We start from the raw sequence: 15,015 nt of genomic DNA, 5'->3' as shown, positions 1-15,015 counted from the left end.
CTCGCCTCCGGCTTCGCCCCGCCGCGACAGGTAGTCACTCGCGCGACGGCTGAGGCCTTTGAGACAGACCCTAGCCCCAGATGGTGATCTCGGTGTCGCGGGGCGCGTTGCCGAAGCGGCTCTGCCCGACGACCCGGTCGCCAACGCGGCTGCCGACCTTGACCTTGAAGCCCGAGCTCTCCAGCATCCGCCGGGCCTCGTCGAAGGAGCGGCCGAGCACGGTCGGGACCGGCAGCTGTTGCTGGTCCTGGCCCCCGCCGCGCGGCCCGTCGTCGCAGAAGAAGTCACCGAACAGGCAGTCCTTCTTGTTGACGACGAGGGTGACCTTGTCGCCGCGCGAGACGCCCGTGCCGGGGGCCGGGTCCTGGCCGATGACGGTGCCGGGCTGCCTGGAGCCGTCCTCGCGCTTCTCGATCTTGACGTCCAGGCCCATGCCGCGCAGGCGGTTCTCGGCGTCCTCGCCGTTGCCGCCCTTCAGGTCGGGCATCGACATGCCGGTGCTGACGACGACGTTGACCGGCAGGTCGGGGGAGTGCTTCTCGCCGCCCTCGGGGTTGGTGCTCTTGACCTCGCCCTTGGGGGTGCTCTGCGACGGCTCCTCGCTCACCCGGCCGACGGTGAACCCGCGGTCGCGCAGCTGCTTGAGGGCCTCCTCGCGGGGCTTGCCGGTGACGTCGGGGACCTCCTTGGGGGTCAGCCCCTTGGAGACCACCAGCGTGATCGTCTGGTTCTGCGCCACGCGCGCCCCGGCGGGCGGGTCGGTGCGCGCCACCTCGCCCCTGCGGGCGCGGTTGCTGAACTCCTGCGTCGGGTACCGGCGGACGACCAGGCCCTTGCCCGTCAGCTCCCTCTCGGCGGCGGCGACCTTCATGCCGACGATCCGCTCGGGGACCACCTCGTACTGGCCCGACACCTGCCACCAGACCGCCCAGCCCAGCACCACCGCCGCGACGGTGCCGATCGCGATCAGCACGTAGCGGCCGGTGAGCGCGCCGATGAGGCGGTCGCCGCCGGAGCGGTGGGGCGGGAGGTCCTCCGGGCCGGTGGGGTGGCCGGGGCCGCCGTACGGCCCGTGGGGACCGGTGCGGCCGTCGAACACGCGGGTGTGGCCGTCGGCGGGCGCCATCGCGGGCGTCTCCAGCACCGACGTCGCGGTGTATCCGGCGGCCTCGACGCGCTGGTCGATGTCGGCGGGGAACCCGCCGTTCACCTCGGCGGCGGCCGCGAGGAACTGGTTGGCATCCTGCGGGCGGCGCGCCGGGTCGTGCGCGGTGGCGGCGGCGACCAGCTCGTCCACCGGCCGCGGCAGGCCCGGCACCAGGTCCGACGGCGGCGGGACGACCTCGTTGACGTGCTTGTAGGCGACCGCCAGCGGCGACTCGCCCTGGTGCGGCAGCTCGCCGGTGAGCAGCTCGTAGAGCAGCACCCCGGCGGCGTAGACGTCCGAGCGCACGTCGGCGTTGCCCGACAACACCTGCTCGGGCGCCAGGTAGCCGACCGTGCCGATGATCAGCCCGGTCTTGGTCATCTTGCTGTCGCTCTCGGCCCGCGCCAGCCCGAAGTCGGCCACCTTGACCTGGCCGTCCTCGGTGATCAGCACGTTCTCGGGCTTGACGTCGCGGTGCACCAGCCCGGCCCGGTGCGCGGCGCCCAGCGCGGCCAGCACCGGCTGCATGACCTCCAGCGCGGCGCGCGGCCCGAGCCGCCCCCGTTCGGTGAGCAGCTCGCGCAGGGTGCGGCCGGGCACGTACTCCATGACCAGGAACACGTGCTCGCCGTCGGTGCGCTGGTCGTAGACCGCGACCACGTTGGGGTGGGACAGGGCGGCGGCGGCCTTGGCCTCGCCGATGAAGCGCCGCACGAAGTCGTCGTCGGCGGCCAGGTGGGCGTGCATCACCTTGATCGCGACGACGCGGTCGAGCCGGATGTCGCGCGCCGCGTACACCGTGGCCATGCCGCCCCGGGCGACGCGGGACTCAATGCGGTAGCGCCCGTCGAGCACCCGCCCGACGAGGGGATCCGCAACCGTCGTGTCCATCAGAGCGAGTTTAAAGCCGATTTGAAGCGGATCTCATCAGCCCGGAGTATGAGCATCGATGACCCCGCAGCGTGACCGCCGCCCCGCCGGGCTCAGCGGACCGTGGCCTCCCGGGAGTCGGCGGGCACGCCGTCGACCTGCGCGGACGGCGGCTCGGAGGGGGTGTCGGAGGGCGTTTCGAGGGGCGTGTCGACCGGCGCTCCGGCCGCCGGGGCCGTCCCGGCGGCGCGCGGGCGGCTGCGTGAGACCGCGACGCCCGCCAGGCACAACACGCCGCCGCCGAGGGTGATCCAGCCGGGGACCTCGTCCAGCAGCAGCCACGACATCAGCACCACCAGCGCGGGCGAGGCGTAGGTGGTGGCGCCCATCTTCCCGGCCGAGGTGCGCGACAGGGCGTAGGCCCAGGTCGTGAACGCCAGCGCGGTGGGGAAGACGCCGAGGTAGACCATGTTGAGGGTGGCGCTCGCCGACGCGTCGCCGAGCTGGCCGAGCAGCTGCCCGGCGAACGGCAGGCAGGTGACCGCGCCGATCACGCAGCCCCAGGTGGTGGCCTGGAGCGCCGAGGCGTGCCGCAGCGCGGGCTTCTGGACGACCACGCCCGTGGCGTACGTCACGGCCGCCACCAGGCACAGCAGCACGCCCAGCAGCGAGGCGCGGCCCTCGCCCGACATCGACAGCCCGACCACGACCGTGCCCCCGAACGACACCGCCATCCCGGCCATCAGCCGGGGCGGGTAGCCCTCCCTGAGCAGGACGCCGCTCAGCAGCGCGATGAGGATGGGCGCGAAGTTGACCACCAGCGCGGCGGTCCCGGCGTCCACCTTCTGCTCGCCCCAGTTGAGGGCGATCGCGTACACGCCGAACCAGAGCACGCCCGACACCGCGATGCCGGGCCAGGCGGCGCGCGGCGGCAACCACTCGCGGCGGACCAGGCAGATCAGCAGCAGCACCGCCGAGCCCGACAGCAGGCGGCCGAGGGCGAGCGCGCCCGGACCGTACTCCGCCCCGGCGCTGCGGATGGCGACGAAGGCCGAGGCCCACAACACCACCGTCACCGACGCGGCGGCCATCGCGCGCTTGTCCACCTGCGCCGTCGCTGTTCCGGGCTGCTTCATGCGTCGCACCTTAGGTCGGGATCACCTCCACGAACACCGAGGGGTGTCCGGAGGTTGCGACTCCAGTCTCGATGGCACCACTGTTCACGTCCAGCGAATGTTGCTGCACTGAACGCTTTAGCGCTGCTTCAAGCTGCGCGGTCCCCGCACCCTCAGCCCGTGCTGACGCCCTCCCACGGCGAGGACGCCTGCGCGTAGCGGCGCTTGGGGATGCGGCCCGCCAGCCGGGCCAGCCGCCCGGCCTCGACGGCGTGCCGCATCGCGGCGGCCATCCGGGCGGGGGACTGGGCGCGGGTGACGGCCGTCGCCAGCAGCACCGCGTCGCAGCCCAGCTCCATCGCCAGCGCCGCGTCGCTGGCGGTGCCGAGCCCGGCGTCCAGGATCACCGGCACGCCGGCGCGCTCCACGATCAGCTCGATGTTGTGCGGGTTGCGGATGCCGAGCCCCGAGCCGATGGGGGAGCCCAGCGGCATGACCGCCGCGCACCCGATCTGCTCCAGGCGGCGGGCCAGCACCGGGTCGTCGTTGGTGTAGGGCAGCACCGTGAAACCGTCGTCCACCAGCTGCTCGGCGGCCTCCACCAGCTCGATGGGGTCGGGCAGCAGGGTGTGCTCGTCGGCGATGACCTCCAGCTTCACCCAGTCGGTGCCGAGGGCCTCGCGCGCCAGCTTGGCGGTCAGCACCGCCTCGCCCGCGGTGAAGCACCCGGCGGTGTTGGGCAGCACCGCGATGCCGCACGCCTCCAGCACCTCCAGCACCGAGCCGCGCGCGGCCGGGTCCACGCGCCGCATCGCGACGGTGGTCAGCTCGGTGCCCGAGGCGGTCAGCGCCTCCTGGAGCACCCGCATGCTGGGCGCGCCGCCGGTGCCCATGATGAGCCGGGAACCGAAGTCCCGGCCGGCGATGACGAGGCGGTCGTCCTGCCGGTCCTGGTCGTTGTGCGCCATCTCAGCCTCCCTGCACGGCGGTCAGCACTTCGAGCCGATCCGCGTCCCTCAGCGTCGTGGTGGTCCACGCGCCGCGCCGCACGACCTCGTCGTTGACGGCGGCGGCGACGCCGGACGCGGCGGTGGTGACGGTGGCGACCACCTCGGCCACGCTCGCCCCTTCGGGCAGCTCCTGCGGCCGCCCGTTCACGATGACCTGCACGTTGTTCACACCTTCTGCTCGGACTGCTCGAAGCGGTCGGGGGCGAAGGGGCGGCCCACCTCGGGCGCCTCGCCGTCCAGCAGCGCCGCGGCCAGCACGTCGGCGCTGATCGGCGCCAGCAGGACGCCGTTGCGGAAGTGCCCGGTGCCCAGCACGAGGCCGGGCAGCGCGGTCGGCCCCATCACCGGGGCGTTGTCGGGCGAGCCGGGCCGCAGCCCGGCCGACACCTCGGCGAACTCCAGCTCGGTGATGCCGGGCAGCAGCTCGCGCGCGTCGCGCAGCAGCTCCCACAGGCCGCCGGCGGTGACGCGGGTGTCGAAGCCCATCTCCTCCTGGGTCGCGCCGACCACGATCTCGCCGTCGGCGCGCGGCACCAGGTAGACGGACGAGCCCCGGACCAGGCCCCGCGTGGTGCGCCGCAGGAACGGCACGCGCGTGCGCAGCCGCAACACCTGCCCCTTGACGGGCCGGACCGGCGGGACCAGGCCCGGCGGCAGCCCCTCGACGTCGCCCGTCCACGGCCCGGCGGCCAGCAGCACCCGGTCGGCGCGCAGCTCGGCGCCGCCGTCGAGCCGCACGCCCACGGCGGTGTCGCGTTCCACGAGCACGGCGGCGGCGCGCTCGCGCACCAGCCGCACGCCCAGCCGCTCCCCGGCCGCCAGCAGCGCCGCGGTGAGCCTGCGGGGGTCGATCGAGCCGTCCTCGGGGGCCAGCAGCCCGCCGCGCACGCTCGGGGCCAGCATCGGCTCCTGGCGGCGGCACTCGCGGCGGTCCAGCGCCTCGGTGGGGATGCCCAGCGACTCCTGGAAGCGCCGCAGGTCGTGCAGGTAGCCCAGGTCGTCGGCGTCGAAGGCGACCTCCAGGATGCCGTCGGTGCGGTACCCGGTGGAAAGACCGGTCAGCTCCTCCAGCTCGGCCACGAACGGGCCGTAGCGCTCCCGCGAGGCGAGGCCGAGCCGCAGCAGCGGCTCCTCGCCGTAGGTCAGCTCGCTGACGGGGGTGAGCATCCCCGCCGCCACCGACGACGCGCCGCTCGCGGGCGCCGGGTCGACCAGGGTGACCGCCGCGCCCCGCGCGGCGGCCCGCCAGGCGGTGGCCAGGCCGACGACCCCGGCCCCGATGATCACGATCTCCATGCGCGCTCCCTTCGCCGGCATGATCCGGATCAGGTCCTGGCGGTCGGCGGCCCGCTCAGCCGCCCTCTCAGCCCGGTCGCACCGGACTCCCGCGCTTTGTTCACTTTCGTCCTGTTGTCCGCCTCCCACCCTACGGCGGAAGTGCGGTGGGCCGCTGTCTGGACACCCGTCTAGTTTCCGCGCGGGGCGGCCGACTAGGGTTCACCCTCATGGACACGGTGATCGTGGTGGGCGGCGGGCTGGCCGGGGTACGGGCCGTGGAGGCCCTGCGCGGCAAGGGGTACACGGGCGGGCTGACCCTGGTGTCGGCCGAGCGGCACAGGCCCTACGACCGGCCGCCGCTGTCGAAGGCGGTGCTGGCCGGGACGACCGACGACACCACCGTGGACGCCGACTGGGACGCCCTGGGCGCCGAGCTGCTGCTCGGCGAGCGCGCCACCGGGCTTCGGCTGGCCGAGCGCGGCGGCACGCTGGCCACCACCGCGGGCGAGCTGCCGTTCGACGGCCTGGTCATCGCCACCGGCGCGACCCCCGTCACGCTGCCCGGCCCCGGCCGCCAGCACGTGCTGCGCACCATCGAGGACGCCCGCGCGCTGCGCGACCGCCTGGTCCCCGGCGCCCGCGTCGTGATCGTCGGGGCGGGCTGGATCGGCGCGGAGGTCGCCACCACCGCCGCCGCGCGGGGCTGCGCGGTCACCGTCGTGGAGGCCGCCGACGCCCCGCTGGCGCACGCGCTCGGCCCGGAGGTCGGCGCGCTGACCGCGCCCTGGTACGCCGAGGCGGGCGTGGAGCTGCGCACCGGCGTCAAGGTCGCCTCCGTCGAGGACGGGCACCTGGCGCTGGCGGGCGGCGGCCGGATCGACGCCGACGAGATCGTGGTCGGCGTCGGCGTGCGGCCCGAGACCGGCTGGCTGGACGGCTCGGGCGTGGACGTCGAGCGCGGCGTGGTCACCGACGCCGGGTTCCGCGCGCACGTGGAAGGCGCGCCGCGCCCCGACGTCGTGGCGGTCGGCGACGTCGCGGCCTGGTGGTCGCAGCGCTACGGCCGCCGCCTGCTGGTCGAGCACTGGGACACCGCCCTGAACGCGCCCGACAACGCCGCCGCGACCCTGCTCGGCGAGGACGCCCCCTACGACGCCGCGCCCTACTTCTGGTCCGAGCAGTTCGGCCGGATGGTCCAGTACGCCGGGCGGCACACCGGCGCCGAACGCATGATCACCCGGGGCGGCCCGGCCGACCCCAGGTGGGCGGTGGCGTGGCTGACCGGCGACCGGCTGGAGGCGATCCTGACGGTGGACCGGCCGCGCGACCTCGTGCAGGCCAGGCGCGTGATCGCGGCCGGGACGCCGGTGGACGCGGCCGCGCTGGCAGACCCCTCCGTCGCGGTGCGCCAGGCGGTGAAGAGTTGACGGAGCGGCGGCGGGTTTGAGCGCTCTCGGGGCGTGGTAGCAAGGTGGCGTGACCCAGATGCACACCACTGTGGCCCCTCTCGACCCCCACACCGACGCGATGGTGGGGGACTGGTTGTCCCTCAAGCAGGCGACCGAGAGCCTCGGCATCAAGCTCAACCGCACCAAGCAGCTCATCAGCGAGCGCCGGCTGCTGGCGGTGCGCCGCGACGGCGAGCCCGCCGTGCCCGCCGCGTTCATCAAGGACGGGCAGGTCATCAAGGGCCTGTCCGGCACCCTCACGCTGCTGTCGGACGCCGGCTTCGACGACGTCGAGACGTTGCGGTGGTTGTTCACCCCCGACGACACCCTGCCCGGCACCCCGGTGCAGGCGCTCAGCGAGAACCGGGGCACCGAGGTGCGCCGGCGCGCCCAGGCGATGGCCTTCTGAGGGCCTGCTGAGGGCCTGCTGACGGCCCGGTGGGACAGGCCCGTCGGGGCACCGCGCCCCGGCCTGTTCCCGCGGGCGGCGACGCGTGACAGGATTGCGGGGTCAGGCGGTTTCGACCGTTTGATCCCGCCCTGTCGTGTCCTTGGAAAGGAAGCCGCCGCCCCGTGTCCAGGCACCTGCTCTCCGACCGCGCCGTCGCCCTGCGCGCCCGGCTCAGCCGCGCCCGCCTCTACCTCTGCACGGACGCCCGGGAGCGGCAGGGCGACCTGCCGGAGTTCCTCGACGCCGTCCTGGCGAACGGCGTGGACATCGTGCAGCTCCGCCAGAAGGGGCTGGAGGCCCGGCAGGAACTCGAACACCTGCGGGTGTTCCGGGCGGCCTGCGAGCGGCACGGCGCGCTGCTGGCCGTCAACGACCGCGCCGACATCGCCTGCGCCGCGCACGCCGACGTGCTGCACCTCGGCCAGGACGACCTGCCGGTGCCCGCCGCCCGCGCCATCGCCGGCGAGGACATCCTGATCGGCCGCTCCACCCACTCCGGCGAGCAGGCGTCGGCCGCCGCCGCCGAGCCGGGCGTGGACTACTTCTGCGCGGGCCCGGTGTGGCCCACGCCGACCAAGCCGGGCCGCGAGGCCCCCGGCCCCAAGCTGCTGGAGTACGTGGCCGCGCAGCGCGAGGGCCGCCCGTGGTTCGCGATCGGCGGCGTCGACGCGGGCAACCTGGACGAGGTGCTGGCCGCCGGGGCGCGCCGGATCGTGGTCGTGCGGGCGCTCACCGAGGCCGCCGACCCGGGCGCGGCCGCCGCCGAGCTGGCCCGCCGCCTGCCGCAGTCGTAGCGGCCCGGCAGCCGCCCCGGCCTCCGGTCGGGGCGCTGTTCGGTGCGGGCCGGGGCATGGTCGACAATGGAGGCATGACCAGCGGACCCGACGACGAGCGTCCCGTGCACCTGGACGACGACGACCTGCCCGTCCTGCCGGACCAGACCGCCGACGACACCGACACGGGCTGGGGCGAGTGGCGCGGCGGCGACGACAACGACGCCCGCCTGCTGGAAGAGCGCCCGCCGCACTGGTAGGCCGCCCAGAGGAGGCTCAGGCGGGGCTCAGATCAGCACGCCGAGCAGGAAGCCCGCCGCGACCACGCCCGCCAGCGCCACCATCATCCGCCACCGGTAGCGCGGGATGGCGGTGGGCCGGGGGGCGGGCTCGGGCAGCATGTCGTCGCGCAGCGCCCGGACGAGCTGCCGGGCGGTGGGCCGCGCGGCGGGGTTCTTGTCCAGGCAGCGCGCCGCCAGCTCGCGCAGCGGCCCGTCCAGGTCGCCGAGGTCGGGGCGGCGCGAGGTGACCCGCCGCATCACCGCGGCGTTGGAGCCGGTGCCGAACGGCGGCCGCCCCGTGGCCGTGTAGACCATCGTCGCGCCCCAGGCGAACACGTCGGCGGGCGGCCCGACCGGCTCGTCCTCGATCTGCTCGGGCGCCATGTAGGCGGGGGTGCCGATCGGCCCGGTGGTCAGCGGGGTCGCGTCGGCCATCTGCGCGATCCCGAAGTCGATCACCTTGGCGCCGTCCGGGCCGAGCAGCACGTTGCCGGGCTTGAAGTCGCGGTGCACGATCCCGGCCCGGTGGATCGCCGCCAGCGCCCCGGCGGTGCGCAGCGCGACCTTGCGCAGCCGCGGGGCGGGCAGCGGCCCGCCGTCGGCGACCACGTGCTGGAGCGAGGGGCCCTCCACGAACTCGCTGACGATGTAGGGCCGGTCGCCGGTGACGTCGGCGTCCAGCACCCGGGCGGTGTGCCGCCCGGTCACCTGCCGCGCGGCGGCGGCCTCCTTGACGAACCGGGCGCGCGCCCGCGTCGTGGCGGCCGACCCGCCGCGCAGCAGCTTGACGGTGACCAGCTCACCGGCGGAGTCGCGGCCGAGGTAGACCACGCCCTGGCCGCCCTCGCCGAGCCGGCCGAGCAGGGCGTAGCCGCCGACCAGGCCGGGGTCGTCGGGGCCCAGCGGCCGTTCGGAACCGTGCGGGCGGACCTCGGGCGGCGGCGCGGTGACGAGCAGGTTGTGCGGCAAGGAGGACTCCGACTCGGCGGGGACGGACGAAGATTGCCTTATTTGTACCGCGTCGCGGCGGCCGGCGACAGCCAAACCGGGATCTATGCCCACTCCGTCGCGGCTGGAACACGACGGAGCGGACGATTTTCGGCGACTTTCCCCGCCGGTCAGCAGGCCCCGCCACCCTGCGCGAACGCGCCGGTGAGCGGGAGATCGCGGCTGGAGGGACCGACGCCGACCCGGTAGCAGCCCTTCGCGACCTTCCAGCCGCCGCCCGCCTGGTCCCAGTACGACAGCGCGCGCCGGTCCAGCGGGAAGGTGACCCGGGCGCTGCGTCCCGGGGCCAGGGTGACCTTCTGGTAGCCCTTGAGCTGCCGGGGCGGCTGCGGCACCGCCGCGCCGGGCGAGGGCAGCCCGAGGTAGAGCTGCGGGACCGCGACGCCCGTCCGGGACCCGGTGTTGGTGACGGTGGCCTGCACGCCCGTCGGCGTCACCGCCAGGCCGCCGTAGCGGAAGGTGGTGTAGGACAGCCCGTGCCCGAACGGGAAGCGCGGCTTGATCCGCTTGGCGTCGTAGTGCCGGTAGCCGACGAACACGCCCTCGGAGAAGGCCACCGTCTTGTTCACGCCCGGGTATTGCGCCGGGTTCCCGGCGGTGGGCGCGTCGCCCGCCGCGACGGGGAAGGTGACCGGCAGGCGCCCGCCGGGGTCCACGTCGCCGTACAGCACCCGCGCCAGCGCCTCCCCGCCCTGCTGGCCGGGGTACCAGGCCGCCACGATGCCCTTGACCCGGCCCGCCCACGGGGTGAGCACCGGGCCGCCGGTCTCCAGCACCACGATCGTGTTGGGGTTGGCCGCGGCGACCGCCGAGATCAGCCCGTCCTGGTCGCCCTTGAGCGGGTCGCGGGCGCAGGTGAGGGCCAGGCAGGACTTGTCGAAGAACTCGCCCTGGGTGTCGGTGGCGAACACGATCGCCACCTGGGCCTTGCGGGCGGCGTCGGCGGCGGCCCGGTGGTCGCGGCCGTCGTCGTAGGCGACCTGCGCGCCCGCCCCGGCGCGCTGGGCGATGCCCTTGCGCGGGGTGACGGTGGAGAACGGCTGCACCTGCGCCGAGCCGAAGCCGCTGGGGACCTCGTTCGCGCCCTTGCCGATCAGCGCGATCGACCTGGGCGACTTCAACGGCAGCGCGCCGCCGGTGTTCTGGAGCAGCGTCATGCCGGACTCGGCGAGCTGGCGGGCGGCGGTCCGGCTCGCCGTGCGGTCGATCCGGGTGAGGTCGTTGGCGTAGGCGGGCCGGTCGAACACCCCGTGGGCGAACATCGTCCGCAGGATGTTGCGGGCCGCGCCGTCGATGACCTGCTGGGGGACCTTGTTCTTGAGGTTCCAGGCGTTGAACTTCATCCCGACCGGCAGTTCCATGTCGAGCCCGCCGGTGGCCCCGGCGACCGCGTCGTGCACGGCGGTGTGGTCGGAGACGACGAAGCCCTTGAAGCCCCACTCCGTGCGCAGGATCTTGTTCAGGACGCTGCCGTCCTCGCAGGCCCACCGGCCGTTGAGCTGCCCGAACCCGCACATCACCGTCGCCGTGCCGCCGGTCTTGACCGCCGCCTCGAACGGCGGCAGATAGATCTCGCGCAGCGTGCGCGGCGCGACCTTCATCTTCAGCGCGAGCCGGTCGCTCTCCTGGGCGTAGACGGCCAGGTGCTTGACCGACGCCAGCACGCCCTGCTTCTGCGCGCCCTGGACCCAGGACGCGCCGAGCCCGGCCGACAGGTAGGGGTCCTCGCCCAGGCCCTCGAAGGTGCGGCCGTTCAGCGGCGTGCGCAGCACGTCCACGGTCGGCCCGAAGATCACGTCGTTGCCGCGGTGCCGGGCCTCCCAGGCGACCGTGCCGCCGTAGCGCCGGGCGGCCGCCGGGTCGAACCCGGCCGCCAGCGCGATCGGGGCGGGCAGCGCGGTGGCCTTGCCCTGGCGCACCCCGGCGGGGCCGTCGGCCATGTAGACCGGCGGCACGCCGAGACGGGGAATGCCGTTGTTGGTGTCGGCGTGCGCGTTCTCGGAGAAGCCGCCGAGCGGCCCGCCCAGCGGGTCGTCGGTGGCCATCAGCGAGATCTTCTCGTCGGCGGTCAGCCGCGCCAGCAGCAGCGCGGCGCGCTGGTCGGGGCCGAGCCGGGCGTCGCACCAGGGCCGTTGCGCCGGGTCGCCGCAGCGCCCGGCGGCCTGCGCGAGGTCGGGGACGCCCGCCAGCGCCAGGACCGATGCCAGCGCCCCCGCGGCCGACATCCAGCGCTTCGCCGGGACCATCAGTGCCCTCCGTCCTCGGGGACGTCGTCGGTCTGCACGCGCAGGGCGTTCAGCGCGAAGGCCAGCATCTGGTAGTGCCCGACGAGGATGATCAGCTCGATGAGCCCGCGCTCGTCGAAGCGCTCGGCCAGCGCGTTCCAGGCGGCGTCGCCGAGGGTGCCGCGCTCGTGCAGCTCGTCGACGGCGGCGAGCACGGCGCGGTCGTCGCCGTCCCAGGCGTGGCCGGCCGGGTCCAGGCGCAGCGCGGCGATCTCGATCTCGGTCAGCCCGGCGTCCAGGCCGAGCCGGTGGTGGTGCGTCCACTCGTAGGCGCAGGACCGGAGGTGCGCGGTGCGCAGGATCGCCAGCTCGCGGACGCGGGCGCTCAGCGTGCCCTGCATCAGCAGCCGCGACCCGAACCCGATCCAGGAGTCGAACAGCTCCTGGTGGCGGCCGAGGGTGGTGAAGACGTTCAGCGGTCCGGTGGTGGCGACCACGGCCCTGAGCACCTCGCCCCACTCGTCTTCGGGGAGCGGCGGGATGCGCGGGGCGCGGGGGTCCTGGTCGGGGCTCTGCGGGGCGGGAGTGTCGGCGGGCATGGCGACATTTCTGCCACCAAACGGTGGGACAGTTCTACCCCGGGACGGGCATTTGGCCGGATCGTGTCACTTTCGTCACACGTGTCAACCGTCGCGCCGCCCGGCCGTCCCCGGCGTCGCTAGGACTGCCGAGCGGTGGCCGCCACGGCGAGGCCGGACAGCGCGTCGCGGGCCTCGGCGGTGATCGGCGCGGCGGCCAGCGCCGTCCCGGCCCGCGCCGCGTACTCCTCGATCATCGCCTCGCAGGCGGCCAGCCCGCCGCTGCCCTCGATGATCGAGCGCAGCTCGGCCACCCCGGCGGCGTCCAGCGCCTGATCGCCCAGCCGCCGCTCCAGCTCGGCCGCCTCGGCCGCGCCCGCGCGCTCCAGCGTGAGCGCGACCAGCACGGTGCGCTTGCCCTCGCGCAGGTCGTCCCCGGCGGGCTTGCCGGTCTCGGCCGGGTCGCCGAACACCCCGAGCACGTCGTCGCGCAGCTGGAACGCGATGCCCAGCGGCAGCCCGTAGCCGGTCAGCGCCTCGGTGACCTCGGGCCCGCCCCCGGCCAGCGCCGCGCCCAGGTGCAGCGGCCGCTCGATGGTGTACTTGCCGCTCTTGTACTCCACCACCCGCAGCGCCGCCTCGACGGTGCCGCCGCCGCGCGCGCCCTCCAGCAGGTCCAGGTACTGCCCGCACATCACCTCGGTGCGCATCAGGTCGTACACCGGGCGGCCGCGCCGCAGCCGCTCGGCCGCCAGGCCGCTGGTCTCGTACATCTCGGCCGACCAGACCAGGCACAGGTCGCCGAGCAGGATGGCGGTGCCCTCGCCGAACGGGGCGGCCGCGCCCGGCCAGCCCGACTCCCGGGCCAGCGCCTCGAAGCGCCGGTGCACCGACGGGCGGCCCCGGCGGGTGTCGCTGGAGTCCATGACGTCGTCGTGGATCAGCGCGCTGGCCTGGAGCAGCTCCAGCGAGGCGGCGGCGTTCACGATCCCCTCGGCGGTGGCGGCGTCCTCCTCGCCGCCGGCCGCGCGCCAGCCCCAGTAACAGAAGGCGGGCCGCAGCCGCTTGCCGCCCGCCAGCAGGTCGGTCAGGGCGGTCACCGCCGGCGCGAGGTCGGCGCTGATGGCGAGCAGGCCGGGGCGCTGACGGTCGACGAAGGTCAGCAGCGCCTCGTCGATCTCCTTGCGGATGCGGCTCGTGGACATGTCGCGATCGTATCCAGATGGGCAGGTTTCCCTACCCCGGGACCCCGGCAAATCACCTGATCTACCTAAAAATTGTGCAGGCCGGGCGGCGCCGGGCCGCCGCTCGCCGATACGCCCCCGCCTGACGGTTTCGCTACGCTGGGCGGATGCGACGCCTGCGCCCCGACCGTGCCCCGACCATCCGCGAGCTGCTGGCCGACGGAGGACGCTCGTTCTCCTTCGAGTTCATGCCGCCGAAGTCGGCCGAGGGCGCGCGCAGCCTCTGGCGGGCGATCCGCGAGCTGGAGCCGCTCCACCCCACCTTCGTGTCGGTCACCTACGGCGCGGGCGGCTCCACGCGCGACAACACCGTCGAGATCGTCGAGCGCATCGCCACCGACACCACGCTGACGCCGGTCGCGCACTTCACCGCCGTCGACCACTCCCAGGCCGAGCTGCGGCACCTGATCGGCCGCTTCGCCGCCGCCGGGGTGCGCAACATCCTGGCGCTGCGCGGCGACCCGCCGGGCGACCCGACGGCCGAGTGGGTCCAGCACCCCGAGGGCGTGGAGTACGCCGCAGAGCTGGTCCGGATGATCCGCTCCTACGGCGACTTCTGCGTCGGCGTCGCGGCCTTCCCCTACAAGCACCCGCGCTCGCGCGACATCGACAGCGACACCCGCTACTTCGTCGACAAGTGCCGCGCCGGCGCCGACTACGCGATCACCCAGATGTTCTTCCGCGCCGAGGACTACTTCCGGCTGCGCGACCGGATCGCGGCCGCCGGCTGCGACGTGCCGATCATCCCGGGCATCATGCCGGTCGGCCGGATGAGCACCATCGAGCGCTCCGAGCAGTTGTCGGGCGCGCCGTTCCCGCCCGAGGTCCGCGCCCGCTTCGAGCGCGTCGCACACGACCCCGAGGCCGTGCGGCGGCTCGGGATCGAGCACGCCGCCGAGGTGTGCCGGGAGCTGCTGGAGCAGGACGCCCCCGGCATCCACTTCATCACCTTCAACAAGTCGACCGCGACCCGCGAGGTCTACGAGTTGATCGACGCCGCCGGGTACGGCGCCAGCGGCAGCCGCCCGCCCATGACCGCGTAGCGGGGCCCGCCCCCGGGGAACTCGAAGTCGGTCAGCAGGTCGACCATGCCCACCGAGCGGTAGAGGCGGCGGGCCGGGGTGTCGTCGGCGCGGTGCAGCGTGGACAGCACCACGGTCCGCTCGGTCCGCCCCGCGCACAGCCCCGTCAGCAGCGCCCGGCCGAGTCCCTGGCCCTGCGCGTCGGGGTGCACGTGCAGCTCGGCGACCTCGAACGGGTCGTCCAGCCACCCGGCCGCGTGCTCCTCGCCGCCCACCTGCACCAGCGCGCCGCGCACCACGTCGTGCCACCACTGGCCGCGCTCGCCGTGGAAGCCGTAGGCGAAGCCGCGCACCGCCGGGGGCAGGCCGGGCAGCGGGCCGCGCCGCTCGGCCACCAGGGCGCGGAAGCCCGGGTAGGACGCGTGCCGGTCCATGATGGTGTGCCGCCCCGGCAGCTGGTCGGCGGGCGGCCGCATCGCCGCCGCGTACACCTCCAGGACGGGGCGCAGCCGGCGCAGGAACGCCCGCCGGTCGATCTCGCGCAGTCTCGGCTCCCTCACCCGGT

15 protein-coding genes and 1 riboswitch are annotated in these 15,015 nt (G+C 74.7%); of the genes, 5 read left to right on the top strand and 10 right to left on the bottom strand.

The features are described from left to right. Positions 1 to 70: 70 nt before the first annotated feature. The 5 genes from pknB to thiO form a co-directional block, all read right to left on the bottom strand. Positions 71 to 2,038 (bottom strand): Stk1 family PASTA domain-containing Ser/Thr kinase, encoded by a 1,968-nt coding sequence (gene pknB / locus AH6_RS11780; protein WP_067478262.1) that lies wholly within the window; start codon positions 2,036 to 2,038, stop codon positions 71 to 73. Between the two features lie 92 nt (positions 2,039 to 2,130). After that, on the bottom strand, positions 2,131 to 3,153 hold the full coding sequence (locus AH6_RS11775) for a DMT family transporter (RefSeq protein WP_067478259.1): 1,023 nt from the start codon (positions 3,151 to 3,153) through the stop codon (positions 2,131 to 2,133). Between the two features lie 152 nt (positions 3,154 to 3,305). After that, the gene (locus tag AH6_RS11770; RefSeq protein ID WP_067478256.1) at positions 3,306 to 4,100 is read right to left on the bottom strand and encodes a thiazole synthase; all 795 of its coding nucleotides are present in this window, start codon (positions 4,098 to 4,100) and stop codon (positions 3,306 to 3,308) included. Position 4,101: 1 nt separating this feature from the next. After that, positions 4,102 to 4,311: a sulfur carrier protein ThiS gene (gene thiS, locus AH6_RS11765; protein WP_157431412.1), complete on the bottom strand. Its 210-nt coding sequence runs from the start codon at positions 4,309 to 4,311 to the stop codon at positions 4,102 to 4,104. Further along, a complete protein-coding gene (gene thiO / locus AH6_RS11760; RefSeq protein WP_067478253.1) occupies positions 4,308 to 5,438 on the bottom strand; it encodes a glycine oxidase ThiO in 1,131 nt (376 codons plus the stop codon). The genes thiS and thiO overlap by 4 nt, the downstream gene beginning before the upstream one ends. Next, a riboswitch (TPP riboswitch) is annotated at positions 5,428 to 5,541 on the bottom strand. It overlaps the preceding gene by 11 nt. A 106-nt stretch (positions 5,542 to 5,647) precedes the next feature. Here thiO and AH6_RS11755 point away from each other — a divergent pair. The 4 genes from AH6_RS11755 (at position 5,648) to AH6_RS44630 (ending at position 8,352) form a co-directional block, all read left to right on the top strand. Beyond that, positions 5,648 to 6,847, top strand: a complete 1,200-nt coding sequence (locus AH6_RS11755; protein ID WP_067478250.1) for an NAD(P)/FAD-dependent oxidoreductase — start codon at positions 5,648 to 5,650, stop codon at positions 6,845 to 6,847. A gap of 58 nt (positions 6,848 to 6,905) precedes the next feature. After that, positions 6,906 to 7,277 (top strand): Rv2175c family DNA-binding protein, encoded by a 372-nt coding sequence (locus tag AH6_RS11750; protein ID WP_067478293.1) that lies wholly within the window; start codon positions 6,906 to 6,908, stop codon positions 7,275 to 7,277. Positions 7,278 to 7,441: 164 nt separating this feature from the next. Beyond that, on the top strand, positions 7,442 to 8,113 hold the full coding sequence (gene thiE / locus AH6_RS11745) for a thiamine phosphate synthase (protein WP_067478246.1): 672 nt from the start codon (positions 7,442 to 7,444) through the stop codon (positions 8,111 to 8,113). 74 nt (positions 8,114 to 8,187) lie between these two features. Next, positions 8,188 to 8,352: a hypothetical protein gene (locus tag AH6_RS44630; RefSeq protein ID WP_169807837.1), complete on the top strand. Its 165-nt coding sequence runs from the start codon at positions 8,188 to 8,190 to the stop codon at positions 8,350 to 8,352. Positions 8,353 to 8,379: 27 nt separating this feature from the next. On the opposite strand, the gene AH6_RS11740 is transcribed toward AH6_RS44630, so the two are convergent. From AH6_RS11740 to AH6_RS11725, 4 genes are all read right to left on the bottom strand, one after another. Next, entirely contained in the window at positions 8,380 to 9,342 is a 963-nt protein-coding gene (locus AH6_RS11740; RefSeq protein WP_245679279.1) for a serine/threonine-protein kinase, read from the bottom strand. A gap of 149 nt (positions 9,343 to 9,491) precedes the next feature. Beyond that, a complete protein-coding gene (locus tag AH6_RS11735) occupies positions 9,492 to 11,627 on the bottom strand; it encodes a beta-glucosidase family protein (RefSeq protein WP_067478243.1) in 2,136 nt (711 codons plus the stop codon). After that, on the bottom strand, positions 11,627 to 12,205 hold the full coding sequence (locus AH6_RS11730; protein ID WP_067478240.1) for a carboxymuconolactone decarboxylase family protein: 579 nt from the start codon (positions 12,203 to 12,205) through the stop codon (positions 11,627 to 11,629). The genes AH6_RS11735 and AH6_RS11730 overlap by 1 nt, the downstream gene beginning before the upstream one ends. A 119-nt stretch (positions 12,206 to 12,324) precedes the next feature. Next, the gene (locus AH6_RS11725; RefSeq protein WP_067478237.1) at positions 12,325 to 13,389 is read right to left on the bottom strand and encodes a polyprenyl synthetase family protein; all 1,065 of its coding nucleotides are present in this window, start codon (positions 13,387 to 13,389) and stop codon (positions 12,325 to 12,327) included. 146 nt (positions 13,390 to 13,535) lie between these two features. Between AH6_RS11725 and metF the strand changes: the two genes are divergently transcribed. Continuing rightward, complete coding sequence (metF, locus tag AH6_RS11720; protein ID WP_067478234.1) at positions 13,536 to 14,471, top strand: methylenetetrahydrofolate reductase [NAD(P)H]; 936 nt, start codon at positions 13,536 to 13,538, stop codon at positions 14,469 to 14,471. Here the strand turns inward: metF and AH6_RS11715 are convergent. Further along, the gene (locus AH6_RS11715; RefSeq protein WP_067478231.1) at positions 14,408 to 15,010 is read right to left on the bottom strand and encodes a GNAT family N-acetyltransferase; all 603 of its coding nucleotides are present in this window, start codon (positions 15,008 to 15,010) and stop codon (positions 14,408 to 14,410) included. The two genes, metF and AH6_RS11715, sit on opposite strands and share 64 nt — an antisense overlap. Between the last annotated feature and the right edge of the window lie 5 nt (positions 15,011 to 15,015).

Source organism: Actinomadura hibisca NBRC 15177 (genome assembly GCF_001552635.1).
Taxonomy (GTDB): Bacteria; Actinomycetota; Actinomycetes; order Streptosporangiales; family Streptosporangiaceae; genus Spirillospora; species Spirillospora hibisca.
The sequence above is the reverse complement of the archived record's forward strand: the minus strand, read 5'-3'. Positions and strand labels throughout refer to the sequence as shown.